We start from the raw sequence: 26,834 nt of genomic DNA, 5'->3' as shown, positions 1-26,834 counted from the left end.
TATGAAAAGATTGAAATGCGGTCTTACCGTTGCGGCAGTATTCTTTACGGTAGCAACTGAAGCTCAGGAACTGGTTCAGAAAGTATCATTTTCAGTACCTGCAAGCAGGCCTCTTATTGAGGTTCTGGAAGATTTTGCCGGAAAAACAGGAATGAGGCTGGCCTATTCTAAAATAGATATTAAAGAGCTGAAGGTAAAAGGCGTAAAATGTGAAAATACTTCTGTCAATAACTGTCTTAAAGATATTACAAACGGGCTTCCGGTAGCATTCCGCCTTCGTGGAGATCTTATTTCAATAAAATATGAGGGAACTGGTATTTCGGTAACGGGAGACGGAAGGATTACCGGAAAGATTGTGGATGAAGTAGGAAATCCTGTGGCCGGAGCTGAAGTAACAGTTGCTAAAAAGACTGTACTTACAGATAATAACGGAGATTTCGTGGTAGATCTGCCTTCAGGAATATATACTTTAACCGTAAAAGCATCAAAATACAGTCCGCTTCGGGTAGAAAAACTTTCAGTCAATACTAATGAAACCAATACAGTCTCATTTGCCATGAAACAGGCTCCGGACAAAATAACGGACATCCGGGAAGTGGTGATTACCGGCACCCGAAAAGCAGATACGCAGGCCGGACTTCTCGCCCAACAGAAAAAAGCTGCCCAGATGAGTGACGGGATCTCCGCCGAGCAGATCGCCAAAACACCGGATAATGATGTAGGTGGAACCCTTAAAAGAGTAACAGGAATAACGACCATAGACAACAAATATGTAGTGGTTCGGTCTATGGGAGAACGCTGGAATACAGCAGCTATGGACGGAATCAACCTTCCGAGTACAGAAGCCTACAACCAGAATTTCTCATTTGATATTATTCCTACCGCCATGGTGGAAAGCATTGTAGTAAGTAAAACGGCAACACCGGATATGAATGCCAGCTTTGCAGGAGGTTATGTTGAGGTAAGAACCAAAGATATTCCCAACGAAAACTTTACCACAGTAAGTGTAGGGACTTCCTATAATGACCAGTCGGCGTTTAAAGAATTCCTGACCCGTAAACGTGGAAAATACGATTATTTCGGGTATGATGATGGTACAAGAGATTTTCCCAAAGGACTTGAAGCTACAGACTGGAATAATCCTTTGTTTTTTGAGCAGTCTAAAAGATTCACAAACGATAATTTTTCCACCTTCAGTACCACAGGGGATATGGGATCCAATGTACAGGTAGCATTGGGAAGATCATTTGCCCTTAAAAATAATAATAAATGGGGTTTTGCCGGAGCATTTACGGTAAGGAATGAACAAAATAAGTTAGACATCGATCATACAGGAAGGGGAAACTGGCTGGACACCACAGCACCCTACGATCCCAACTGGCAGGCGAATGGAACAGATCCTATTGTTTTTTACAATTTCAAAAATAAAGGAGCATCATACAATTACAACTCGACGTTAGCAGGAATGCTGAATTTTGGGTTACAGCTGGGAAAAAACAGAATCTCCTTCCGTAATTCCTACACCCATATTTATGATAATACGCTGACCAGAATAACCGGCTGGAATGAATATACAGGAGGGAGCGGAATGGCTGCCAATGCCGAAGCATCCTATAATTATTTCTATAACGGGATTATTCCCAATAATAACCCCGCACAAATCAAGGATCTGGACAAACCTTATACCGATAATACCAATTATCCTATCTATCAGACGCTTTTACAGAACAAGCTTGAGGGAAACCACAAAGTTGGAAATGCCGAAATCAACTGGTTTGCTGCAAGAACAGGAGTGAAATCTGACACCAAAGACTACACCCAGTATCTGAGTCTTTACGATTTCATTGGCAGCGAGATTCTTAACTATCACAGGATTTATAATTCGGGATCTAATTTCTACAGGGGATATATCGCCAATAAAGAAACGGATTATAACTATGGAGCTTCGCTTAAATGGAATATAGACAAAGGAAATTTTAAAAATGATATTAAGTTAGGATATGCAGGGGTTATAAAAAATAATACCAATCAGCAGGAGAAATTCTTTTTAAGAGTGGATGAAAACAGGGATGTTCCAAACAGTGAAAAAAACTTTATCACCATGCATGGTTCTTTGGCCCAGTGGTTTGACGGTTCTAAATATGTTCCGGGAGGAATAGGCTGGCAAACCAGACCCCTGTACAAAAATGACAGATATGAAGGAAAAGTAACCCAGAATGCATTTTATGTCATGCTTGATAACCGTTGGAAAAATATGTTCAGATTAGTTTGGGGAGTCCGTGCAGAATATTTTAAATATGACCTTATTTCTCAGCAATTAGATCTTTCAGATAATCAAACGGTTAAAAAAGAGCCGATAGATGACAAACCGTGGCAGTGGATGCCTTCCGTAAATTTTACATACAGTCCTACCAATAAAATCAATGTAAGGCTTGCCTACAATAAAACGGTAATCCGTCCACAATTCAATGAGAGAACGGGGCTTCCTTACTTTGATCCGGTAGCCAACGGCTTGATTTATAATACGGAAATGACCTCGTCGGTAGTGAAAAACTATGATTTTAAATTTGAATGGTTTCCCGGTCTTGGAGAAATATTCTCTGCCGGACTATATTACAAAGATATCGACAGGCCTATTGAGCGTGAAGGACGTCTTTCGAACGAAGGAAACCTCTTCCTCTACAACGGAAACTCTAAAAATGCAAAGCTGAAAGGAGTAGAAGTGGAAGTACGGAAAAATCTGGGGTTTATTGCTGAAGAATCCCTGCTGGAAAAACTTTTTATAAGCGGAAACTTTACTTATAACACGACAAAAGTAATTGCTTTTAAAGATCAGTACAAGACAGGAGACAATGGAGAAACTTATGAAGTGGAAAGACCACTGTACGGACAGACTCCTTATGCCTACAATTTAGGCATGACCTATGATGGAGGCCGTTTAGGTGCCAGCTTTTTATACAATGCCAAAGGAGATCAGTACATCACGGTAGGATATGATTATAATGGGGAAGAAATACAGCGCCCTTATGCCGTAGCAGACGCCCAGCTTTCCTATAAATTTCTGAGAGACAAAAATCTGGAAGTAAAGTTTAATGTCAGAAACCTTTTCAACAGGGTAAAAGAGTTTTATAACAATTTCAATTCTTATTCAGTGCCGAATGGATCCGGAGGAAGTAACATATCTACAGACAGGGAGGCGTGGAAGCTTCTGCCGGGAGCCACTGATAAATATGACAAAGATATCGACAAGATTACATTCCGGGCTTATAGCGGAAGGATATTCGGCTTAAGCGTGAATTATACATTTTAAAAGACATTATAAAAAACAGAATAAAAGAGCTCATTGATGCAATGTACAGGTTTCGGAATCCTGAACACGACCTGATCAATACTGATGATGCGCACAGCAGTACCGGGTCAGATAAAAACCGGACGCCGTTGTTTTTTTCCGGACAGCAGCGGATAAGCAGGGAAACCCCGGCAGGACAGCTCCTCCTGGAATGCAGGGTGAAAATAAAACCAAATCGCAGGAATATAGAGGCGGATATTCCTAAATATTAAAATTTCCGGTTATAAAAATAACATTACTGGATCTACTAAAAATTATAACAATGAAAAAACTAACTTTAATTGCTGCTGCAGCATTATCTCTTACTGCTTGTCAAAATGATCACTTAGCGGATTCTTCTACACCATTCGAAATGCAGTCTGCTTCTGCTGAATATATTACAGCTTCTTCACTTCCGGTAACCTCTGTAAGTGGTGACATCACTACAAACACTACCTGGAGCGGAGTAGTAGAAATCAACGGTATCGTTACCGTAAAAAATGGTGCTAAATTAACTATCCAGCCGGGAACTTTCATTAAAGCAAAACCAAACACTACGAATACCCCTACAGGAGTTCTTGTGATTTCTAAAACTGGTAAAATAGATGCTACCGGTACAGCAACACAGCCGATTATTTTTACAAGTTATAAACTGTTAGATGGAGACGAAAATACAACGGCTGCTCCTGGTGACTTTGGTGGTGTGATTGTTTTAGGAGATGCACCTGCAAATACACCTGATACAAAAACTATCGAAGGATTAACAGGTTCCGATTTTTATTACGGAGGTACCAATGCTGCTCACAACGCAGGAATCTTGAAGTATGTTCGTATTGAATTTGCAGGATTCGATCTTTTAGCTCCAAACTCAGGAAATGAAATCAACGGTCTTACTTTGGGAGCTGTAGGAAACGGGACTACTTTAGATCACATCCAGGTATCTTACGGGAAAGATGACTCTTTCGAATTCTTCGGAGGTACTGTGAATGCATCTAATCTTGTTTCTTTTGCTCCGGATGATGATAACTTTGATTTTGACAACGGATACACAGGAACTATCACTTGTGCACTTGCTTTGGCAGACAACAATTCTACACACAGTCTTAGTGGTGGTGTTTCCGATACTAACGGTATTGAGCTGGATAACAACTCAACGGGTACAGCTACACCGCTTATTACAAATCCTGTGATCAATAATCTTACTATCGTAGGATCTCGTACTAATGTGTTATATTCTTCATCTACGCCTTCCGGACCACTATATGAAAATGGTATCCACATCAGAAGAGCAGGAAAATTAACGTTGAATAATGCTGTAGTAACAGGATATCCTACAGGAATCAAAGTAGAAGGAACAGGTTCTGAACTGTCTTCAGCTTCTACTTTAAACACAATCAAAGTACACGGATTTACAACTTCTGTTACAGGTACGGGAACTGCGGGAATCCCTGCTGCCAACCTACTGGTAGGAAGTACAGCTTCAGCTTGGGGAATGACTCAGCCATTCTTCAACGTAGGACCATGGAACGTGGCACCTAGAAACTGTGGAGACTTCCAGGGAACTTGGACGAAATATAACTTCTCTATTGTAGAATAATTTTAAATGCAGGGGAAGCATCCCAAATCTTTCCCTGCTTTTATTTTTTTTAATCTCTAATAATCTGTATTATGAAAAAATTATTTTTATTATCTGTTGTATTGCTTTCACAGGCGGCGGCTGCGCAGTCTCTGGTATGGAGCAATTCTTTTGATACCCCCGCTGATCTTCAGGGATGGACTGCTCATGATCTGAACAATAATGGAAACGGATGGGTTCAGGGACAGAATATTTATTTTAACGGGACCAATGCCCTTACTTATGGAAACGCAGGAGTTCTCCGATATTCAGTAAGCCTGGTTCCAACTGGAAATGTTGCAGGTTTTGCTACTGAAAACGACTGGATTATTTCGCCGCCGATTGATCTGCAGGGCGCATCAGGAACAATCAGCCTGGCCGCTTATATCGGAAGACAGAGAACAACCCATTTCAATGTAGGGCGAGATCTTTTTATCTATGTAAGTACCTCTCAGAAACCGGTTCCGGAATTGGCCGATTTCCAGGCTATGACAGTAGATGCAGGAGGAAATGATATTCCAAGTCCTTACAGCGTCATTGCAGGAACTGTGGCGAATCCTTTTCCTAATGATCTGACTCAGTTTAACGAAAGTATTGTTGATCTTTCAGCCTTTGCAGGCAAAAAGATTTATATAGGAATATGGTCTAACAGAAAGCCAAGCGGTAATAATCTCCAGAATATCAATATCGATGAAATGGCGATTTATGCTTCCACATTTTTAGGCACAAAAGATATAAAGAAGAAAGAAAATGTAACGAAAATCGAAGAAAATCCGGTAAAGGAATTCCTTCAGCTCCAATTAAATCCAGGTTTTAAAGAAAATATGACGGCGGTTTCTATTTATAATGTAGCCGGGCAGAAAGTACTTTCAGCGTCATACAGCAGATCTCTCAATGTATCATCATTGCAGGCCGGAATGTACTTTGCTGAAGTTTCTGACGGAAAAACAACGGAAAAACTGAAGTTTATCAAAAAATAACCATAACGTTTATCCACCCAGCCTTCAGAATATTCTGCAGGAATTAACCATGAAAACTTAATAGATCAAACAGGTTTAAAGCTTCCCCGCAAAACCGTTTGATCATAAACATATCCAACTTAGTTTTTTTATAATTATCATGTTGTCCCGTACTTTCACCGGGCGGGACAATATTTTCTGAGTTAGATTTTTTAATTTAAAATAATATAAATGAATAAGTTCATTGCATTCATACTTTTTACATTACTTATTTCCTGTTCAGACAGCAGCGTGATGCAGCCGTTTGATAAATCACAGAAGCCCGCTGAGGTGAATATCAAAGGATATTCCAAGCCGGATGTTATTCAGCTGAGACTGAACGGAACACCTATATCTATTGATGGGAATACCTCTTATACCAATAAAATAGAGACCAGACTTGATTTTGTTCTGGATGAAGGAGAAACGGACAGGCTTGGGATCTACAACAATGAAACGGGTACCGAAATTGCCCATTACAATATTACTTACGACAATATCAGTGATTATAAAACCCTGAATTTTTTCAATCTTCCGGGGATTTTTCTTCAGGCATCCGCTGTTAAACCGCAGATCAATCTGGGGAAAGTAGGCTTTGAATTCATTTTTCCCAATCTTGGTGAATACTCTGGGACTTCACTTTCCAATGTGAAAGGGGTTCTGAAAAGAGAAAATGGGGCAGTGCTTGCCGAATTTGACAATATTGGAAAGAAAAATTTTACTGAGGTAAAGATCTATAATTTTTTCAGTAATACAGCACCTGTCTACCTTGAACTGTATAAACCGGATAGCTCTGTGCCGTATACGGGAACTGAAATCATTAAAGTGAAAATAAAACAGGATATGGGAGCCAATCTTATCGTTCTTCAGGAAAAAATGGAAAATGGTGCTCTCACTGTTAAAGGAGAGATTGACGTGGCAGATTATCTTTAATGATGGGCAATTCTATGAAGAAATATTTTAGTTTTCTGCTGCTGCTCGCGGCAATGTCTATCTTTATCTTATCATGCAATCGTAATGATGATGAGGGCGTTCCGCATTTCCCGGAAGGGAGCAGGGAATCTGTAAACCAATGGGTGCAGGACAGCATGAGAAGGTATTATTACTGGGCAGATCAGATGCCTGCCAAACCGGATTACCACCTACCGGTGAAGGACTTTTTTAAGAGCCTTTTATCTTCACAAGACCGTTTTTCATTTGCTGTAGATACTCAGGACCCTTCTTCTTATCCGCGTTCTGTCCGGAATATGTATGGCTTCGATTATGCCGTCATACAGTTGACTAATGGAAGCGTTGTAACCTCCGTAAAACTTGTTATGAAGAACTCCCCGGCATTCAATTCCGGTTTGGAAAGAGGGATGATAATCACGAAGATCAACGGTAAAGCGATTACTGCAGCGAATGCCGAAGAATTGACGTCATCAATTAAAGAGCAGACGGTCATAGAATTAACGGTTGGGAAGTGGGAAAATGGCACTGTTGCAAATGAAAAAAACATTACGGTCTATTACGGGTATTCTTTTGAACAGCCTCTGGAATCTAAAATATTTGAAAAAAACGGTAAAAAGACAGGCTATCTTTATATCTATGATTTCCCGGACGGAATGACTTCTGATTTGAATCAGAAGTTTGCCGCATTCAAAGCAGCCGGAATACAGGAGCTCATCATAGATATACGCTATAATTATGGAGGATCAGTCGCTTCAGCAGCGGCACTGTGCTCATTGATCCCTTCCGGAATTTCCTCGTCCTCCCCATTTATTATTTACAAAGGAAACAAAAACGGAGGTGAAGTCAAACGGACATTTGCCCAGCAGATAAGTTATGATTCCAATGCGCTTGATTTCAATACCCTGCGTGCAAATGCCCTCGGATTGGGCAAAGTTTATATTCTTACCTCGACCAGTACGGCATCTGCTTCGGAGATTGTCATCAATAATCTTAAACCTTATATGCAGGTTATTCAGGTGGGAGGTGTGACATTGGGTAAAGATATGGCCGGATTTATGGTGGAAGACAAGAGGAAACCCAAAAAAATATCGTGGCAGCTTCATCCGGTTATTTATAAGGTTTTCAATGCGAATGGGGAAGGAGCTTACAGCAATGGGATTCCTCCGCAGATTGCAGCCGGTGAATATGCTTCGCTGCCACTGCTTCCGTTGGGAGACCCGGAAGAAACCTTGATTTCATCCGCGCTGAACAATATTTATTCAAAATCAGCAGGCAAGAATACTTTGGACAAAAGTGTTAAGATTTTATTTCAGAGTGATACGCCTTCTGCAGCCATCGGAAAGTGAACATTTTTTTAATTTTTTAATACATAAAACCAACAGCCATGCAGGGAATAGAACCAAAATTTCACAGCAGCCTTACAGACCGTATGGAATATTATCGTGGCTTGCTGAAAAAAGCAGCCGGGGACCCGGATATCCAGCCTTCTGACATGATTTCTAAGGTCTCTGAACTAAGTGAGTTATATGAAGATTATCTGGCTCAAAAGAGACAGTTGGAAAGAAGCATAAAAAATTACAGACAGTATCACAATGATCTGAGAAAACAGCTGACTTTGAGGGTCAAAGAATTGAAAAGAAAAGTAAAACAAAGGTGATTATGTGAATCATTGAAAGCTGTATGTATGGTTGAGCTTAAAACTTCAAATAAATAAAACCAGAGCAAAAACATTTTTACTCCGGTTCCATTATTATTTATGTCCTTATAATTATATGATCATTATTTCAGGACTGGTCTAAGGAGAAATTAAAGTAAATCTGCATTCCATCCCGCAGGGAAGCAATAGCTTTCTTCTGAATAAAAGCACGTTTTTCCTGTAGCAGTTTCACATTGTTCTTGTGTAGCATAAGGATGGTATAATGGTGATCCAGGTCCCGGACATCCTTCTTTAGTACCTCCCTTTACTGATTTTAAACCTTCTCTTGAAATTTTTTTAAGATTTTTCATGAATTAAAATTTTTAGTTTTTCTTACTCTTTTATAAGCTTTTCAGATTCCGCTTTTAGTTATCCCAAATTAGTGATTTTTTTAATACGGAAACTAAATTGATATGAAAATACTTCATCATCAAATGCATCTGTTTTATAAAGGAGTGAATTCTTTAAGATAATAATTGTCAGGAATATACAGTAGATGGAATTTCTTTACTGCTACTATTAACAAAGCACTACAAATGCAGTGCTTTATCATGTAGCTATGTGAAATATCCTATTTCAATTCAGAATTTTCATTTGCCGGCTGCCGTAATTCTTTCTTCAATCGCCCTCCAGTCGTAAAAGTGAAAAACCCGGCCATTGCTCATGGCGACAAAGACTCCCTTTGGGAAATTGGGCCCCAGATTAACATTCGTTACCTCTGAACCGTCACTTTCACTGGTGGAAACAGGAATTTCGGCAATTCTTCCCTTGGCGGGATCTTCTCTCAGATACACGTTAAAAGTATCTTTCTGCTGGTTGGAAACCAGAATATATCCTGTTTTTTCTGAAGTAGGATAGATGGAAATTCCTTCCACATCAGATGCAAAATCACCTTTTCCGAAAACAAGAAGTTCCTCATTTCCTTTGGCTGGATCTGCATAATACTGATGCACCCCGAACTGCTCGTCAGAATAATAAATATAGCCCATTTCATCATCTACGGCGATACTTTCAATCTCCTTCAGGCCACTATATTTTCCAAACTTGCGGATGACTTCACCCGTTATTTTTCCCTCTTTTTCAGAAAGTTTATACTGCCAAAGATAACCGTCAGCCGGGCCGGATTTTCTTCCCACAACAGCATATATTTCTCCTGATACAGGGTTTTGGTACATGGAAATTCCCATCGGATCGCGTTCCGTTTCACCATCAAATACTGTAAATTCTCCCACTGCCTTCAGGTCAGGAAGACTGTAAAACCTTACCGTATTGGTTTCCCTTTCTGTAACAGCGGCAATATCGGTTTTCTTTCCGTTCAGCATAAAGCCGTATTCGATATCTACATTGTTCGGGCGTTTCAATCCTGAAACTTTATTGATGATTTTCCCGTTCAGGTCAAAGGCATACAGTCCGCCATCAGTATCCTTATCTGTTCCGATAATAATGCTTTTTGAAGCATCCGCAGGATTGATCCAGATGGCAGGATCGTCGGTATCATGAACTACTGTTTCTGTAATAACAGAAGGTTTTATATTTTTTCCTAAATTTTGCGTGCTGCAGCTCACCACAAAAGGTAAAACTGATATCGCTATAATAAATGGTAACTTTTTCATACGTTTAAAAATCAAATTTCAATCCTAAAGTGAATCTCGGTTTGTAATATTCCACCTGTGCTGTTCTGCTCTGGATTCCCTGATAATACCGTAACGGCTGGTTCGTCAGATTATTGGCTTCGGCAAAAACTCTGAGCTGGCTTGTAATTTTATAAGATGCATTGGCATCAAGGAAAATCTGCTTGTCATAATAACGGTCTTCAAATGATTTTCCACCCAGTTCATCAATATAATCAGATGCGTAATTCATAGAAACCCTTGCTGAGAAACGTTTATTTTCCCACGAAAGAGATCCGTTGAACATATGCGGGGCAGCTCCCGGAAGTTCTACATCTGTTCTTTCCACACCATCTTCATTTGTGATTCCTTTCGCTTTTGATTTGGTATACGTATAATTAACATACACTCCCAGACCTTTCCAGAATGCTCCCGGAATAAAGTCAAGCTGACGTTGAAGGGCCACTTCAAAACCGTAAATGTCTACATGGTCACCATTACGCTGCTGTGTAAAACTCCAGTTATTTTCTCCGGCAGGAATAGGATTGGATTGTCCTGCAAAATCATTCGAAAAATCACCAGATGTATAGTTTCTTCTCGAATAAGTATAAATAAAATCCTTAAGGTTCTTATAAAAAACACCTCCCGAAAGTATTCCGACCGATTTAAAGTATTTCTCTGCCATAAAATCGAAATTATAAGCATACGTTGCCTTCAAATCCGGATTTCCTGCCGAAATGGTTTCATCCCCGGAAATAACGTTAAGGTAAGGAACCAGTGAATAATAATTCGGACGGGCCAAGGCTGTTGTAAATGCCGCACGTAATATAAGATCCTGAACAGGAACATATTTGAAAGACAAATTGGGAAGCACATTGGTATAAGTGTTCGTACGGTTGATCTTTCCTGCCAGACTTTCCTCATCCAGCACGTAATTTCCGGTATAGTCAATTTTTGTAGTTTCAATACGGGCTCCTGCGATCATTGAAAATGTATCACTGAAATCTTGGTCCCATCTGATGTATCCGGCATAGATATTTTCTTTGGCCGTATAATTACTTGAAAGGAATTCTTCAGGCTTCAGCTCACCTTTAAATAAATTGGGATTGAACAGATCCAGATTACCCATGTATGACGGATCCACGAAAGTTCCCGGGACATAATTTCCCGGCTGAAAGTTTTGACCGTCAAAATGAACAGTAGGAACAGATAACAGGCTTCCCATATCATTCAAAGGTTCAAAAGCATAATAATCATTATTCCGTTCTTTTTCCTTTAAACGGAGACGTAAACCTGCACGAAGTCTGCCTTTCTGGTTTTCCATCACAGAAAACGGAAAACGGACATTGACCTTTGCCCCAAATTCCTTTTCCTGTGTAAAACTGTTGGAATCTGAAAGATCACTTAACTTATAAACACCTAAATTGTCGGCAGAAAGGGGAGTAATTATCGGCCTTTCAGGATCGCTGAGATCTGAAGAGAAATTCATTTTTCCGTTTTCAAACTCTATATGGCGCTCATGAGGTTTCTTTTCACTTGCTGTTGCATAGTTCATGGACCAGTCAAGATCGACCTTTGATCCGAGAAGATGTTCTCCTCTTAAAGCATAGTTCTGCACTTTCTGTCTTTCCAGACGCGTATTGTCATTATCCGCATCTCCACCTTTATTCTGCCTTGTGATGCTGCCTTTCCAGCCTGTAATTTCAGTTTCATCATCATTATAGACCGGTTTTACTTTATAGCCTAAAGCAAATCTGTTCTCTTTGTCCGTTCTGAAATTATACATAGCAGAAGCATAGATCTTGTTTTTGGAATTGAATTCATAATCCATATTCAGATCAAAACTATGTCTTATACGGTGTTCATTATAATAACGGACCCCCATTTTGCTGATATAGGCAGTTTGTGCGGCATCATCTGCCAGGCTCCATGTCGGTTCGATATTATCTGAGCCAAAATTATTATTGTTATAAGAAAAACTGAAAACGGCACCCAGCTTTTTATTTATAAAACGGTTTCCGTATACAAATCCGGCTGTATAATTGCCTTTTTCACGAATGGGATTGTAACCTCCGGCCAGCGTTGCAGTAATTCTCTGTCCATTAGGTGAAGCCCTTGTGATAAGGTTGACCGAACCACCGATAGCATCAGCATCCATATCGGGAGTAAGGGTTTTATTAACTTCGATGGTAGAGATCATATCCGAAGGAATCAGGTCCATCTGAACATTTCTGTTGTCACCCTCGGCAGACGGAATTCTGTCACCGTTTAAGGTAACGGAATTAAGGTTAGGTGCCAGACCTCTGATGATAAGATTTCGGGCTTCTCCCTGATCGTTCTGTATTGTGATTCCGGGAACACGTTTCAAAGCATCACCAATATTGGCATCAGGAAAACGTCCGATCTGGTCGGATGAGATCACATTGGTGATATTGGCATTATTTTTTTGCTTATTTAATGCTCTCGCCTGGTTTTTCAGGGTGGATCCGCTCACGACTACTTCTGCAATCGCTGTTTCTTTTCTTGCAAAAATGATATTCTGCTTTGTATTTTTGTCAGACTCAACTGTTACTGTGTATTCGCTGGTTCCATAGCCCAGATAATCTACTGTCATGGTATAGTTTCCTGCAGGAACATTCAGGAAAACAAAGTTACCATGATCGTCCGAAGTTGTATAGATATTTCCCGGAGCCAGGGAGATTTTGGCACCCGGAAGAGATAATTTGGAATCATCATTGATATTTCCGGAAACAGTACCGGTTTGTGCATAGAAAAAAATGGATGCACAAAATAAAACGGAGGTAAAAATTTTCTTCACTTTTAACTGTATATTAGGTCTGAACAAAATTAAACGTCTGTTTGGGAAATACCCTGAACTATAGATTACGATTGTTTTAAGGATTTATGAACAGTTGATGCATAAGGTTGGAAATGCTTTACGGTGAAACGATAAAAACAAATACAATTAATTTTTTTAATCAAAAAACTGCATCAAAAACATTGCAATGAACTTTTGATGCAGCTTTTTATTTATTTCTGCTCTATTGTTGGAATGTTGCCTATTACCTGCCATTCTTTCTGCTCAAGAACGCACGTAATAAGTGATGAAAACCGGAGAATTGGACTTTCCAGGGAAACCTGGGCGTATGCAATATTGTTTTTCTGTTCCAGGGAACGGTAAATAACCGTTCTCGGCTTTCCTCCAAAAACCTTATCACGGACCAGCTGGATATATTCTTCTTTAGAAAAGACGAAAATTCCAGGTTGGTCAAAAAAACCATCCTGTATGTTTTGGTAGTTTTGATGAAGAACCTGTTCTAAAAGGTCAGGATCATGAGTATCACCACCTTTGATAAACTTTTCTATAGCTTGTCTGATCTCTTCCATAATTAATTTAAATAATTAAAAATTGCGGTTTCCAATAATTCTGCCTTCTCTGAAATCCGATCCGGAGCTGCTGTGCTTTCCAAAGGAAAATAAATGATATCAGTAATGCCAAGATGATTTAAGATGCTGGTTAAATGAGTTTCAAGAGAATTCATACCTCCGGGTAATGAGTGAATGCCACCCATGACCGAAATGAGATGTGCTTTTTTACCTGAAAGCAGTCCTTTGATACCATTGTCATAGGTAAACGTTTTCTTAGTCCTGATTACAAGGTCAAAATAAGCTTTCAAAGAAGAAGGAATCCCGTAATTATACATAGGACAGGTGATCAGGATCTCACTGCTTTTGTAAAGTTCATCAATCAATCTGTCGGATAGAAGAAGATCTTCGGTGTAAAGATTTTCATTCAGAAATGCATCAAAAGTCTGTTGGGTGAGGTGAGGTGTCATTTTTTTGGCCGTATCTCTTTCGATAACCAATCCATCCGGATGTTTCAGGATCCACTGTTTTACAAAATAATCACCCATACGACGTGAATAGGAATCTTTAAGCCGAAGGCTGCTGTCGATTCGGAGAAGTGTGTTCATACTTTTTTTCTTTAAAGACACACCTGATTTTCAAAACGTGACAAAGATGGTTAGAAAGCTGAAAAATTTAACCTTAAACTAATTAATTCTTTTCAATTTTTCAGGATCTACAATAGAATAGATTTCCCTGATCAGCCCATGTTCATCGATATCCAGAATATGGCAGTTATACATACGTTCTCCCTGCCAGAAGCACAAAGCGGGCTGATGATTGAAAACATTAAAAGTGAAAGATTTCCCTGAAAGAAACTGCTGTTGTACATAAGCAAGAAGAGATGCTGTTGCCGGTTTGCCGGTTTCCACAGCTTTGATGACGCGGATACGTTTTCCGCCGTCTGCAGAAAGCCTGATGTCATCTCTCAGAAGTTCTTCGATCATGGGAATATTTCCTTCGCTCAGTGCCTTCTGATATCTGTGGAGTGTATCGGGAGCATTGGAATCTGCAGTATCGGGAGCATATTTTATGTTCTGCAGCTGTTTTCCTGCACGGCTCAGCAGCTGGCGTGAATTATCAATGGAAATATCCAGAGTTTCAGCAATTTCCTGGTGAGAATAATCGAAAGCTTCTTTTAAAATATATACAGCTCTTTCCTTGGGATTGAGCTTTTCTAGAAGGACAAGGAGTGTGTAACGTGCCGTTTGCTCCTTGATCAGTTTATTCTCTGCATTGTCAAACGACAGTGGTTCCGGAAGCCATTCACCGTAAATCATTTTTTTACTGTGCCTGTTTTTAAAATTGATGGCGTGGTTAACTGTACTTTTAATCAGGTAGTTAACCTCATTTCTTACCCCGGATTTATCTAAAGAAATATATTTTTCTATCACATCCTGTACAAGATCCTGCGAATCTTCATAAGAACCTGTGATGTTGTAAGCATAGGTAAGCAGTTTGCTGTAATTTTCCTGCATGATATTTCTTTTGAAGACAAACTTAATGAATAAAACGTGACAGTTCTTTTCAGAAATGTTAGATTTTTTAATGAAATGAACTCTTACGGTTAACATATTTGGAATTTTTTTGGCAATTTGCAATCCTGAATGAAAACAGACCTGAAATAGATTCATTAAAATTAAAGATATGAATGAAGTATGTTCTAAAGAATTAATCGAGCTGGCTGAAAAAGATCTGTCGGTTAGGGAGAAACTAGCTTCTGAGGGAAAGCTTTCCGGCGGCTATCATCCTGAAATGGAACAGATTCACAGGCAAAATGCGGAAAAGCTTCGGGAAATCATTAGAAAGATAGGTTTTCCTACGATCTCAAAAGTGGGGGATAAGGCTAGTGAGGCTGCATGGCTTGTTATTCAGCATTCTATTGGTGAGCCTGCATTTATGAAAGAATGTTATAAAATGATGATTGAAAACAGAAGTGGTGTGAATCCTTTAAACATTGCTTATCTGCATGACAGAATTCAGGTTTTTCAGAGCAAGCCTCAAAAATACGGGACACAGCTTACCGAAGAAAGACTACCATATCCGGTAGAAAATAAAAATAAACTGAATGAAGAACGCCTGAAAGTCAATTTGAAACCTTTTTCCCAGGAAGAAATCAATAGGATTCCGGGTATAGAAAAGATTGCTGAGATAGATGCAAAACAAGTTGGTTATACGGAATGGAGAATAAAAAAGGGATGGATATTAGCACCTTAATGATTAAAAAATTGCTTCATAGAGTGCAATATTTTATTAAGAGCCAAAAAATATTTTGTCAGTTTCAAAAAACTTTATATATTTGCACCACTGAAAACGGTAGTACTACTGTTATTAGGAGAGATGGCAGAGTGGTCGATTGCGATAGTCTTGAAAACTATTGACTGTAACAGGTCCGGGGGTTCGAATCCCTCTCTCTCCGCCAGTTGGGGAACCAAATAAAATCAAAAACCTTTAAATCTTAGTATTTAAAGGTTTTTTTGTTGTTTTGAGTGATTAAAATATATCAAAGAAACACCAATCGAAAGTGAGTAATTTTTACACATAATTCGAAATATATATTGTTTCTCAGGCTCCACTTCATGATATCAGAACTTATGGTTGTATTGAAGCTCTCCTGTGAAATCCTAAGCAGTAAAACAAGGTTCCTTTATTGCAGTTTCCAGAAAAAAACATTTTATTGTGCTATAAGGTTTCACCTTCAAATAATTTTAGCAGGTCTGTCTTATTGCAATAGTATAGATCAGTTATTTTTTTAACCGGATTTTTTTGTAATTATTTGATATAGAGATCGACAGGACGGAGCAGGATACTTGATATTAGTTTTGTGAATAGATTAGTTAACACAAAATTGATATTTATGAAAAATAAACCTTTACTATTTAAACGAACTCTTAAATCTTTATTGTTCTGTGGATTAGCATTATCTGCTATAGATTTGAGTGCCCAAACATTGGCATTTCCAGAAGCTACTGGTTTTGGCAGATATACTGTGGGAGCAAGAGGTGCCGCAAATCCTCAGATTTATCTGGTTACCAATTTAAATGATAGCGGCCCGGGCTCATTCCGTGATGCGGTGAGTCAGCCGGGCCGGTTTGTTATATTTAAAGTGGGAGGTATTGTTAATTTGCAATCGGTTGTTGCTGTGGCAGCTAATACCACGATTGCCGGGCAAACTGCTCCTGGAGAAGGGATCTTATTTTTGGGACCCAGGGTATCATTCACGGGAGCCAATAACACGATTGCCCGATATCTTCGTATTCGCTATGGCGGAACATCTCAAAATCAGGACGCATCAGGAATAGCCAACGGAGCAAATATCATCTTAGATCATATGACTTTTACCTGGGGTACAGACGAAGTATTTTCAGTTAACTGGGATAATAACGGCACAAGTCCCGATAATATAACGATTCAGAATTCTATTATAGGACAAGGAATGCACCGCCATAATCATTCGGCGGGAGGATTAATGCAACCCCCGCCAGGAGGAAAGATCAGTTTAATCGGAAATTTATATATCTGTAATAAAACCCGTAATAATAAAATAAAAGGAATCAACGAGTTTGTCAATAATGTGGTTTACAACTGGGGTAATTATGGAAATATTTACGGGCACACCCAATCCGGGGAGGCATACATCATGGGAGGTGATTCGGCGGGAAGCTCTTTTGCCAATATCATCAACAATTATTTTATCGGAGGCCCAAATACAAGCAATACGGTTACTACACCTTTCAGCGTAGGAAATGCGAATTTCAATTTATATGGTTCCGGAAATTATTTCGACAACAATAAAAACGGAGTATTGGATGGGGCTGCGGTTCCTCAAAACTTAACGGGATATCCTGTCGGTGATCCGGCAGCAATAATGGCTAACCCATATGATTATCCGATGAAAACCCCTGCATTAACCGCTCAGGAGGCATACGATAAAATTGTTACAGGTGTAGGAGCATCCTATCCAAGACGCGATCAGGTGGATGGCTTAATGATTTCAGATTTAATGTCGAAAGGTACAACAGCTACTTATGTTTATGTACAAACTGATTTAACGACTCAATTTGGTTTCACTAATGGCGGCGCGGGACACGTTTATGGAGCGCCGGCGCCTTTGGATACGGATAATGACGGTATGCCGGACGCATGGGAAACGGCTAATGGGCTGAATCCAAATGTATTCGATGCTTTGGCTGTAAGCACAACACATGCTCCGTATCTGAATATTGAGGTTTATATTAACAGTTTACCCAATACAACTCCTCCGGATTTCATTATTCCGCCAACAAATGTGAATTTCACCAATTCAGTCACAACTACAGGAGCTTCACCTTCAAGTTCTTTAACAGTTAATTGGAATGATAATGCTACGAATGAAACTAATTATGTTGTAGAACGTTCTACCAATGGTACTAATTTTACAGTCATTGCAACATTGGGAGCGAATGCAACAAGTTATAATGAAGTCGGTTTAACGCCTGATACTCAATACTATTATAGAGTTAAAGCAACGAATGCGTCAGAATCTTCAGTTTATACATTAAATATGTCAGTAACCACACCGCCAGTCCCATCGGCTCCCACAAAAGCAATTAACCCGATTCCCGCAACTGGTAATAATAACGTTGAGTTGAACAGTGGAAATCTGCTTTTAAAATGGAATGGTAGTTCAAATACAACAACATATTCAGTTTATTTTGGAACAGATCCTTTAAATTTAAGCAATGTTGCTACTGTACCTTATTCTGCTACACCATCATATCAGCTTACTAATTTAAATCCGGCAACAAATTACTATTGGAGAATTGATGCTGCTAATGCCCTTGGTATTACTGCAGGAGATGTGTGGACTTTCCGTGCATTGACACCAGGTCTTGTCGGGAACTGGCCATTCGCTGAGGCTCCTTTCGCAGGTGCTCAAATTGCAGACGTAACATCTTTTGCCAATCATGGAATATTAGATACAGCCTATGATAATGCCAATGTAAGAATTCCAGGAAAAGAAAACAACGCCCTTGATCTGGCAACTTCATCTGGTAATATCTACATAGCCAGTATTCCTCATCAGAATCATATTTTATTTGATAATCATTCTTTTACTGTTTCTTTTTGGATGAAAGCTCCAACAAGCATGGTTCCAACGTCTTCGTCTACAAGCCTTTATGTATTGTGCAAAGGTTCTTTCACTAAAAATACAGCAACAGGAGCTACAGGGAAACGTTTTAATGTAGAAATCAAAGGAGGTCTGCTGCGATATGCTATTGATGATGACGTTACAAAAAAGGAAATCACATCACCTATTGCCAATTATTTTACTGATAACTGGGTGCATGTTGTGATTCAGAGAGATATTGCTGCACATAAAATGAGAATTTACACTAATGGTACTTTAAGCACTGAAGGAGATGAAAGTACGGTGACAGGTATCGGTGAAGCAAGTGATTTGATCATCGGGAATATTGGTGAGCTTGAGTTTTTATCAACCGCCAACGCTCCGGCTCCTTATAAAGGCGCATTTGATGAGCTTAAGATGTTCAATTATGCATTATCTTCAGCGGAGGTATATGCTTTGTACAGTCAGGCAGTATTGGGGAATGATGAATTCAGTATCAGCAAAAATGTTGGAACAGTATATCCAAATCCTGCAAAAGACCAGATTTCCATTAAGCTTCCCGAATATAAAAAAAACAGTTTAACAATGACAGTTATTGATCTGACAGGAAAGATTGTTGTCAAAGAAAAAATTAATGCTGATGGAAACGGAATATTTAAATTAAATATTGTAAACAAAACAGCCTCAGGGAATTATATACTCAATGTTTCAGGCGAAAATCTGAATAGTAATTTTAAAATTATTATTAAATAAAAATTACCAAAGTTTAATTTCATACATTTTAAAAAGAAGTCCTTTCAAACCATTTGAAAGGACTTTTATATTGTAAATATTTTTTTTAACTATACAATATCATTAAAGAAATTATTTCGGATATTTTCTAAATCAACCTTTTATATTTAAAAATTAGATTTTTTTACATTCATAAGAAAGTTATCATTATTTTTGATTTTTACAATTCAATTGACTAAATTATGTTTAGAACAAAATTTTTAATTTCCGGATGTATTTGTGCAATCGTTTGCATTAATCCTTTTCTGAAGGCACAAAATTCTATTCATGTAAAAAATACATTGAATTTTTCAAGAAATGAAGTGGTTTCGGTACCCATTTCTCAATTAACTTCTTTTTTAAGCACGAACAGCGAATCTGATCTCAGAATAAAGGATAGCAGTAAAAAGATTTTACCCATTCAATGGATAGATTATAACGGAGACGGGAAAAGCGACGAACTCCTTTTTCAGGCAAATATTGAAGCAAATAAAACAAATATTTATACCCTTATTGCAGATGCTAAAATTCCAATTCCTGAAAGCGAAATTTCAGCGTATTCAAGATTGGTTCCCGAAAGAGTAGACGACTATGCCTGGGAAAATGATAAAATAGCATTCCGTGTCTATGGCCCGAAAGGTCAGAAAGAAGCCCTGGCAGGGATAAAAGGAAGTACACTTTCCAGCGGTGTTGATATCTGGTTAAAAAGAACCGATAAACCCGTAATCAACAAATGGTATAAAGGCTACCTGACTGATCCTTTGTATTATCATAAAGACACAAGAGGCGAGGGCTATGATCCTTACCATGTTGGAGATAGCCGCGGAACGGGTGGAATCGGAATTTGGCTGAATGGAAAGCTTCAGGTATCACAAAATTTCGTGAGTTCCAAAACCATTGCGGATGGCCCTTTAAGAACGGTTTTTGAATTAACCTACAATTCGTGGAGTGACTTCGGAGTAAAAGAAACAAAACGGATTTCTCTTGATCTGGGCTCAAATTTTTCAAAGTTTGAATCCAATTTTCAGGCTGAAAAGCAGGTTCCAAATTACACAATCGGAATTACCCTGCATAAAAACGAAGGCGAAACAAAACTGAACGACGAAAACGGATATTATCTCCACTGGGAAAAAATTGACGATGCTTTTGTAGGGGAAGGAGTGGTTGTAGATCCTAAAATTGTTGAAAGATCTGTTGCTTTTAAATCCGAAACTGCGGATCAGAGTAACCTGTTAGTTGTGACAAAACCTCAAAATAATCTGACTTATTACGCCGGATTTGCGTGGCAGAAAAGCGGACAGATTCAGACACAAAAAGACTGGGAAATTTTATTGCATAAACAGTCTCAGATTATTGCCAACCCATTAATTGTTAAAGTTAAATAATGATGAAATTAAAACTCTCAATAGCTGTCTTTTCCTTAACAACAGCCATTTTTTCTGCTCAGGTCAAAGATACTTTAGCTGAAAAAATGTTAGTATACCAACTTCCAATTGGCGGTTGGGGCAAACAGCTCAGCGATAAGTCTGTAGTGAACTATAACGCACCCATTGACAAAAATTTATTAAAAAAAATAAAATCAACCGGGGATGATCACGCTACCATTGATAATAATGCCACTTCAAAGGAAATTAACACCTTAATAAAAGCCTACAAAACCACAAAAAATCCTGAATATTTGAAATCTGCCGAAAAAGGAATTCAATATCTTCTTTTAATGCAGTACAAAAACGGTGGTTTTCCTCAATATTACCCGAATTCGGCGATTTACAGAAAGCAAGTCACTTACAATGACGATGCGATGATCAATGCTTTAACGGTCTTATATAATGTGGCGGAAGGGAAAAATGATTTTGAGGTTGTGGATTCTAAACTAAAAGAAAAATCAAAAATAGCCGTCCAGAAAGGAATCGAATGCATCTTAAAAACTCAGGTTTTGCAAAAAGGAATTCCCACAATCTGGGCAGATCAATACAACGAAATTACTCTTCAACCAGATAAAGCACGGGCTTTTGAGCCTATTTCTCTGGCAACCGGCGAATCAGTAGGAATTGTGAGATTTTTGATGCTGCAGCCTGTCACCCCCGAAATTGAAAAGTCAATAAAATCTGCTGTAAACTGGTTTAGACAAAATAAAATTGAAGGATACAGCTACAACGTTTCAAAGGTAAACGGAAAAGCAATCAGAACGTTGGCTGAAGATAAAAATTCGGTGATCTGGGCAAGATTTTATGACATCAATAATAACAAGCCTCTTTTTGGCGACCGCGACGGAAGCGTAAAATACAACTACAACGAAGTTTCTGAAGAAAGAAGAAACGGCTACAGCTGGTTTGGAGATTCTGCAGATAAACTGATCAATAAAGAGTTTCAGAAGTGGGCTGAGAAGAATAAGGTGACACTGTAGGCAGCACTCCGGAAACCTGAAAACCAGCGAGTTCAGAGAGTAGGAAAAAACTTTCGATAAAAGAAAGTAAATTAGAAGATAGATGCTTGATATTTATAGAATTGAGAATAAGAGATTGCTTCGTCATTACGTTCCTCACAATAGCAAAAAAGACTGAGAATTTCTCAGTCTTTTTTGTTTTCGCAATTAGTATTTAATCCTATAAAGAGTTGCAGATATTTCCGCTTAAAGTTGCTCCGGCATTTGCTGTCACATCAGATTTTACTGAAGATAAAGATAAAGTTGGAATTGTATAAGGAGGAGTAAAAGCTGTTCCGCTTCCTGCTGTATTTCCGGTAACATTCGTAAATGTGTTGTTGGAAGTAACGGTAACGGCCGTATATCCGCTCATTAAATTGATAGGCTCTTTTACATTTTCAAACACGTTTCCATCTACACGAATATTCGCCTGAACGCCTGCAGCAATACATTTATTGCTCACAGAGCTGTTGAAATAGCTGTTAACGATATGGATTTTTCCAAATCTCACTCTCGGCATACGCTCTCTGCAGCCAGGAGCCCACCAGCAGCGAACGAAGGTTACATTCAGTTTTCCGGCATCTGCTGTTGAAGTGTCACTTGAACCAATAAGATTTGAAAATCTGTGATCATCGGTTCCACCTGAACCGCCGGCTTTTGGCGGTTTTAAATAGTGAAATTTTGTGTAGGAAACCGTGATAAAATCGGACTTGTTTTTAATGTCAAAATTTCCGTCAACGCCGTCTCTAAACTCACAGTGATCGATCCATACATTCCGGCAATCGTCTAAAATAGCATTATCCCAACCGTCTGTATCATAAGCTCCCGGACCTTCGAAAATCAGATTTCGGATGACGATATTGTTACATCTTTTAATATTGATAATTCCCGAACCGTCTTTTGTCTGATCTGTTGAAACCAATTTAGCACCGCTCGTTCCGTAGATTGTTTTTCCGGTTTGATCCTGAAATGATAAACGGGCAGTAACCGTGATTGTTCCGGTTACTTTGATAACTTTTACAGCAGTGTTTTCGATAGCTGCTTTTAATTGGGCGTAGGTTGTAACCGTAGTTTCGGCTGCGGTTCCGCCACCGGTTGTTCCGCCGTTTTGGGAAGCCCATCCCGGAGCAAGACAATCAGCCAAAGGGACAATCGCGTTTGCTACAAGAATGCTTTTCATAGCAAGGTCGTTTGGATTTTCCGTTAAATCTGTTTTGATGTCTTCCTGTCCGCAGCCTGTCAGGATAAAAGCCGAACTTAGGGCTGCTGTCAGGAAGATAACCTTAAATGTTGTTTTCATAGTAATTTGTTGTTATTTGATTGAAGTATAAAATTATATATTTAATGTTAATATGTTTTATATTTTAAAATATTAATATTTATATAATTATAATATTATTTATTTAGTTTGTTAAATCGATTGCATTTTATTAATTATTTAATTTTATTTTACATCAAAATTATAGATTTTACCTTTTTCAGTATTTAAATCAAAAACCTGCGTTTCTGGAACTGTAAAACCTTTCAATTCTGCTTTATCATAAATCAAAGGAGCTTTAATTGAGTTGATCTGATAATATTCATTCGGATTATTTCCTTTTGAAGGTTTCAGTTGAGTTTGGGTAGCCGAGGCTTCAGAAGCTACCAACACCACATCTTTAGCTGTTCTGATTCTGCAATTTCCTCCTAAAGCTGATTTAATAATTAATTTCGTCAGCTTTGATTTTTTCCATTCTATATCAACCTCAAATCCGCCACGTGCTTTCAGGCCTTTCACTGAACCATTTGGAAGAGCATCAGGAAGTGCCGGTAAAATGTATAGATAGCCGTCATAACTTTGTAGTAACATTTCTGCAATTCCCGATGTACAGCCAAAATTCCCATCAATCTGAAACGGTGGATGTGCGTCCAGAAGATTGGGATAAGTTCCCCCTGACTGACCTTTTGCTTCCAACGGAGCAGGTGTTAATTGGTCTGAAATGAGTTTAAAAGCACGATTTCCATCCAATAACCTTGCCCACCAGTTTACTTTCCAGCCCATTGACCAACCTGTTGATTTATCGCCTCTGTACATCATAGAATTTTTTGCTGCTTCCGTTAAATCAGGATTTCTGAAAGGTGAAATCTGCCCCGAAGGAAACAATCCGTACAAATGCGAAATATGTCTGTGTTTATCATCGGTTCGGTCCATATCCTTCAGCCATTCCTGCAACTGGGCGTGCTGCCCGATCTGCATAGGCGGAAGTTTATTTAACGCTGATTTTACTTCATCCGAAAGATTTTTATCTTCATTTAAAACTTTTGAAGCATTAATAAAATTATTAAAAACATCAAAAACCAACTGATTATCCATCGTCGTTCCCGCCGTAATTCCAACATCGTTTAAATATTTATTTTCGGGTGACATCGAAGGGGAAACCACCAGGTATTTTTTAGAAGAATCCTGTTGAAGAGCATCCAGATAAAATAGGGAACAACCTCTCAATACAGGATAATATTTCTTTAAAAATTCTTTGTCCCCCGTGTATAAATAATGATTCCAGAGATGCTGTGTGAGCCACGCACCGCCCATCGGCCATATTCCATAAAAACCACCGTCCACAATTCCGGTAATTCTCCACAAATCTGTGTTGTGATGCATATTCCAACCTCTTGCATGGTACATTTCTTTGGCAGATTCCTGTCCTGTCACCGATAAATCCTGAATCATATCAAACAAAGGTTCGTGCATTTCGCTCAAATTTGTGTTTTCGGCAGGCCAGTAATTCATTTCTGTATTGATGTTGACGGTGTATTTGCTGTCCCAGGCCGGATTCAACTGGTAATTCCAGATCCCCTGTAAGTTGGCGGGCTGAGTTCCCGGTTGTGAAGATGAAATCAAAAGATAACGACCAAACTGAAAATACAAAGCGACCAGATCAGGATCTTTAGAATGGGCGAATTCTTTAATTCTGATATCCGTTGTTTTTTTCGCCTGATCTGTTGTTCCTAAATTTAAATGTACACGGTTAAAATATTTCTGATATTTTTCGGTATGAGCTTTTAATTCATCATTATATTTTTTGCTTAAAGCTTTGTTTAAATATTCAGAAACTTTCGCATCCGGATTTCCGGAAATATCATTGTATTTTTTGAAATTGGTAGCGATTGAAACATAGATAATCACTTCATCTGCTCCTGAAATGGTTAATTTATTTTGAGTTGAGGTCAATTTTCCACCTTTTAGAACAGGAACAGCTATCGTTTTGAAATTAACTTTTCCGGTTTTATTATCAGCCGAGCCGCTTGTCCCGGTGATCACCAGTTGATTTTTCTCCGTAAAAATTGATTTTTTTAAGTGTGGAGTAGTAGCATTAATTGAAAAATTTAAATTCCCTTTCTTACTGGAAGATAATTTAATCACAACCACATTATCGGCAAAAGAAGTGAAAATTTCACGCTTAAAAGTCACAGCATTTACTTTGTAAGAAACAGTGCTTACTGCTTTTTCAATATCTAAAGCTCTTTCGTAGTTTTTAAAATTTTCATGACCCTTGAAATCTAAAAATAAATCACCCATCGTCTGATAAGGCATCCCGTAGTTCAGGTCTTTTGGCGCTGCTCGGGGATAAGTTGTATTAGAAAGTTTTTGAGCCTGTTCAAACTGACCTTCATTCAACAGTTTCCTGATTTTTTGAATACTGTCGAATGTGTTTTTCGGAACATTATTTCCCGGTTCACCCGCCCAGATTGTTTCTTCATTAAGTTGAAGATGTTCCTGTGAAACACCGCCAAAAACCATTGCGCCGAGCTTTCCGTTTCCGATGGGAAGCGCTTCGTTCCAGTTTTCTGCAGGTTTGCTGTAGGTTAGTTTTAAATTCTGCTGTGCATGAATAGAAATGGAAATTACCGCTCCAAAAGCCAGTGAAAATATTTTATATTGAATGGTTTTCAGCATACTTTGAATTGTTAAATTTTTGTGATTACTACGAAATAAGATATTAATTACTTATTACCTATCGTTTTCAGCCAGTCCGAGCATAATTTTTTCCAGTTATCAGTTAGTTCTGATCTGTTCGTAATTCCAATTTTGTGTTCACCTTCAGGAAAGATAAACAATGCTCCTTTTACTTTATTTTTTGTCATTTCTTGATAATAAAGAATGCTGTTCATCACAGGAACTGTTTTATCGTTTTGAGCATGAAATAAAACAGTAGGCGGAGTTTTTTCCGTTACCCGGTTCTGCATAGAGTATTCTTTGATCTTTTCCGGAGAAGCATTTTCACCAAGCAAACTATTGCGACTTCCAATATGGGCAAATTCTCCCAAATCAATAACGGGAGAAACAAGAATCGCAAAATTAGGAATGGTAGAAATATTCTCCCAGTCGCCTTTTAATTCTGTATAATCTGTAGAGATATTACTTACCGTTGCAGCCAGGTGTCCGCCTGCAGAAGTTCCGATTACTCCAATCTGATCTGATGAAATGCCATATTGCACCGCATTTTTTCTGAGGTATTTTATAGCCGCCTGAACATCCTGTAATGGTGCAATTTCTTTTTGCTTTAAATCAGGAGAAGTTGGTAACCTGTAATTTAAAACAAATGCAGATATTCCCTGCGTGTTGAACCATTTTGCAATTTGATAGCCACCCAGATCATAGGTAAGTTTATAATATCCACCACCGGGAATGACAATGACAGCCATCTGTTTTCTTTCTTCTTTCGGAGGTAAAAAAGCAAAAAGTTCGGTTTCCTTTATTTGTACAATTCTTCCTTCTTTTTCTTCAGTTTTTAATTGCAATCCTTTGGAATTCGGCATTTGACCTTTTGGCCACAAAATGATTTTTTCCTGTGCAGATAATTGATTTATAAGGAAAAATGCTGTAATAAAAATTGCTTTTTTCATTGGTTTTTGATTAAAAAAAGTCTGTATTCTTCTGGTTA

The 26,834-nt window shown here is 38.6% G+C and carries 20 protein-coding genes and 1 tRNA gene; 12 read left to right on the top strand and 9 right to left on the bottom strand.

Annotated elements, in window-relative coordinates:
• Nucleotide 1: 1 nt before the first annotated feature.
• The 7 genes from LC418_RS15735 (at nucleotide 2) to LC418_RS15705 (ending at nucleotide 8,549) form a co-directional block, all read left to right on the top strand.
• On the top strand, nucleotides 2-3,310 hold the full coding sequence (locus LC418_RS15735; protein ID WP_223559840.1) for a TonB-dependent receptor: 3,309 nt from the start codon (nucleotides 2-4) through the stop codon (nucleotides 3,308-3,310).
• 41 nt (nucleotides 3,311-3,351) lie between these two features.
• Nucleotides 3,352-3,561, top strand: coding sequence for a hypothetical protein (locus tag LC418_RS15730; protein ID WP_223559839.1), 210 nt, complete (start codon nucleotides 3,352-3,354; stop codon nucleotides 3,559-3,561).
• Between the two features lie 50 nt (nucleotides 3,562-3,611).
• Entirely contained in the window at nucleotides 3,612-4,925 is a 1,314-nt protein-coding gene (locus tag LC418_RS15725; protein ID WP_223559838.1) for a hypothetical protein, read from the top strand.
• 71 nt (nucleotides 4,926-4,996) lie between these two features.
• Complete coding sequence (locus LC418_RS15720) at nucleotides 4,997-5,923, top strand: T9SS-dependent choice-of-anchor J family protein (protein WP_223559837.1); 927 nt, start codon at nucleotides 4,997-4,999, stop codon at nucleotides 5,921-5,923.
• Between the two features lie 210 nt (nucleotides 5,924-6,133).
• Nucleotides 6,134-6,874 carry a hypothetical protein gene (locus LC418_RS15715; RefSeq protein ID WP_223559836.1) on the top strand — a complete coding sequence of 247 codons (741 nt, stop codon included), beginning with the start codon at nucleotides 6,134-6,136 and terminating at the stop codon, nucleotides 6,872-6,874.
• A gap of 14 nt (nucleotides 6,875-6,888) precedes the next feature.
• Nucleotides 6,889-8,238: a S41 family peptidase gene (locus LC418_RS15710; protein ID WP_223559835.1), complete on the top strand. Its 1,350-nt coding sequence runs from the start codon at nucleotides 6,889-6,891 to the stop codon at nucleotides 8,236-8,238.
• Between the two features lie 38 nt (nucleotides 8,239-8,276).
• A complete protein-coding gene (locus LC418_RS15705; RefSeq protein WP_111959726.1) occupies nucleotides 8,277-8,549 on the top strand; it encodes a hypothetical protein in 273 nt (90 codons plus the stop codon).
• Between the two features lie 149 nt (nucleotides 8,550-8,698).
• Here the strand turns inward: LC418_RS15705 and LC418_RS15700 are convergent, their stop codons facing one another.
• The 6 genes from LC418_RS15700 to LC418_RS15675 form a co-directional block, all read right to left on the bottom strand.
• A complete protein-coding gene (locus LC418_RS15700) occupies nucleotides 8,699-8,899 on the bottom strand; it encodes a bacteriocin-like protein (protein ID WP_111959728.1) in 201 nt (66 codons plus the stop codon).
• A 279-nt stretch (nucleotides 8,900-9,178) separates the two neighbouring features.
• The gene (locus LC418_RS15695) at nucleotides 9,179-10,201 is read right to left on the bottom strand and encodes a phytase (RefSeq protein WP_223559834.1); all 1,023 of its coding nucleotides are present in this window, start codon (nucleotides 10,199-10,201) and stop codon (nucleotides 9,179-9,181) included.
• Nucleotides 10,202-10,205: 4 nt separating this feature from the next.
• Nucleotides 10,206-13,016 carry a TonB-dependent receptor gene (locus tag LC418_RS15690; RefSeq protein WP_223559833.1) on the bottom strand — a complete coding sequence of 937 codons (2,811 nt, stop codon included), beginning with the start codon at nucleotides 13,014-13,016 and terminating at the stop codon, nucleotides 10,206-10,208.
• A 212-nt stretch (nucleotides 13,017-13,228) separates the two neighbouring features.
• Nucleotides 13,229-13,585 (bottom strand): nuclear transport factor 2 family protein, encoded by a 357-nt coding sequence (locus tag LC418_RS15685; RefSeq protein ID WP_223559832.1) that lies wholly within the window; start codon nucleotides 13,583-13,585, stop codon nucleotides 13,229-13,231.
• A gap of 2 nt (nucleotides 13,586-13,587) precedes the next feature.
• Nucleotides 13,588-14,172, bottom strand: a complete 585-nt coding sequence (locus tag LC418_RS15680) for an FMN-dependent NADH-azoreductase (RefSeq protein ID WP_223559831.1) — start codon at nucleotides 14,170-14,172, stop codon at nucleotides 13,588-13,590.
• A gap of 78 nt (nucleotides 14,173-14,250) precedes the next feature.
• Entirely contained in the window at nucleotides 14,251-15,177 is a 927-nt protein-coding gene (locus LC418_RS15675) for a sigma-70 family RNA polymerase sigma factor (protein WP_223559830.1), read from the bottom strand.
• Nucleotides 15,178-15,250: 73 nt separating this feature from the next.
• Here LC418_RS15675 and LC418_RS15670 point away from each other — a divergent pair, with 73 nt between their 5' ends.
• The 5 genes from LC418_RS15670 (at nucleotide 15,251) to pelA (ending at nucleotide 21,891) form a co-directional block, all read left to right on the top strand.
• Nucleotides 15,251-15,820, top strand: coding sequence for a DUF6624 domain-containing protein (locus LC418_RS15670; protein ID WP_223559829.1), 570 nt, complete (start codon nucleotides 15,251-15,253; stop codon nucleotides 15,818-15,820).
• A gap of 117 nt (nucleotides 15,821-15,937) precedes the next feature.
• Nucleotides 15,938-16,025: transfer RNA gene (locus LC418_RS15665), tRNA-Ser, on the top strand.
• 435 nt (nucleotides 16,026-16,460) lie between these two features.
• Nucleotides 16,461-19,466: a LamG-like jellyroll fold domain-containing protein gene (locus LC418_RS15660; protein WP_223559828.1), complete on the top strand. Its 3,006-nt coding sequence runs from the start codon at nucleotides 16,461-16,463 to the stop codon at nucleotides 19,464-19,466.
• Between the two features lie 221 nt (nucleotides 19,467-19,687).
• Entirely contained in the window at nucleotides 19,688-20,869 is a 1,182-nt protein-coding gene (locus tag LC418_RS15655; protein WP_223559827.1) for a DUF4861 domain-containing protein, read from the top strand.
• Nucleotides 20,869-21,891: a pectate lyase gene (pelA, locus tag LC418_RS15650; protein ID WP_223559826.1), complete on the top strand. Its 1,023-nt coding sequence runs from the start codon at nucleotides 20,869-20,871 to the stop codon at nucleotides 21,889-21,891. Before LC418_RS15655 ends, pelA begins: the two co-directional genes overlap by 1 nt.
• A gap of 199 nt (nucleotides 21,892-22,090) precedes the next feature.
• Here the strand turns inward: pelA and LC418_RS15645 are convergent, their stop codons facing one another.
• The 3 genes from LC418_RS15645 to LC418_RS15635 form a co-directional block, all read right to left on the bottom strand.
• Nucleotides 22,091-23,209, bottom strand: coding sequence for a pectate lyase family protein (locus LC418_RS15645; RefSeq protein ID WP_223559825.1), 1,119 nt, complete (start codon nucleotides 23,207-23,209; stop codon nucleotides 22,091-22,093).
• Between the two features lie 144 nt (nucleotides 23,210-23,353).
• The gene (locus LC418_RS15640; protein WP_223559824.1) at nucleotides 23,354-25,846 is read right to left on the bottom strand and encodes a glycoside hydrolase family 95 protein; all 2,493 of its coding nucleotides are present in this window, start codon (nucleotides 25,844-25,846) and stop codon (nucleotides 23,354-23,356) included.
• A gap of 47 nt (nucleotides 25,847-25,893) precedes the next feature.
• Entirely contained in the window at nucleotides 25,894-26,796 is a 903-nt protein-coding gene (locus tag LC418_RS15635) for an alpha/beta hydrolase (protein ID WP_223559823.1), read from the bottom strand.
• Nucleotides 26,797-26,834: the final 38 nt, after the last annotated feature.

Source organism: Chryseobacterium lathyri (genome assembly GCF_019970085.1).
Classification (GTDB): Bacteria; Bacteroidota; Bacteroidia; order Flavobacteriales; family Weeksellaceae; genus Chryseobacterium; species Chryseobacterium lathyri.
Note: the sequence above shows the minus strand (reverse complement) of the source record. Positions and strands in the feature narration are given on the sequence as shown.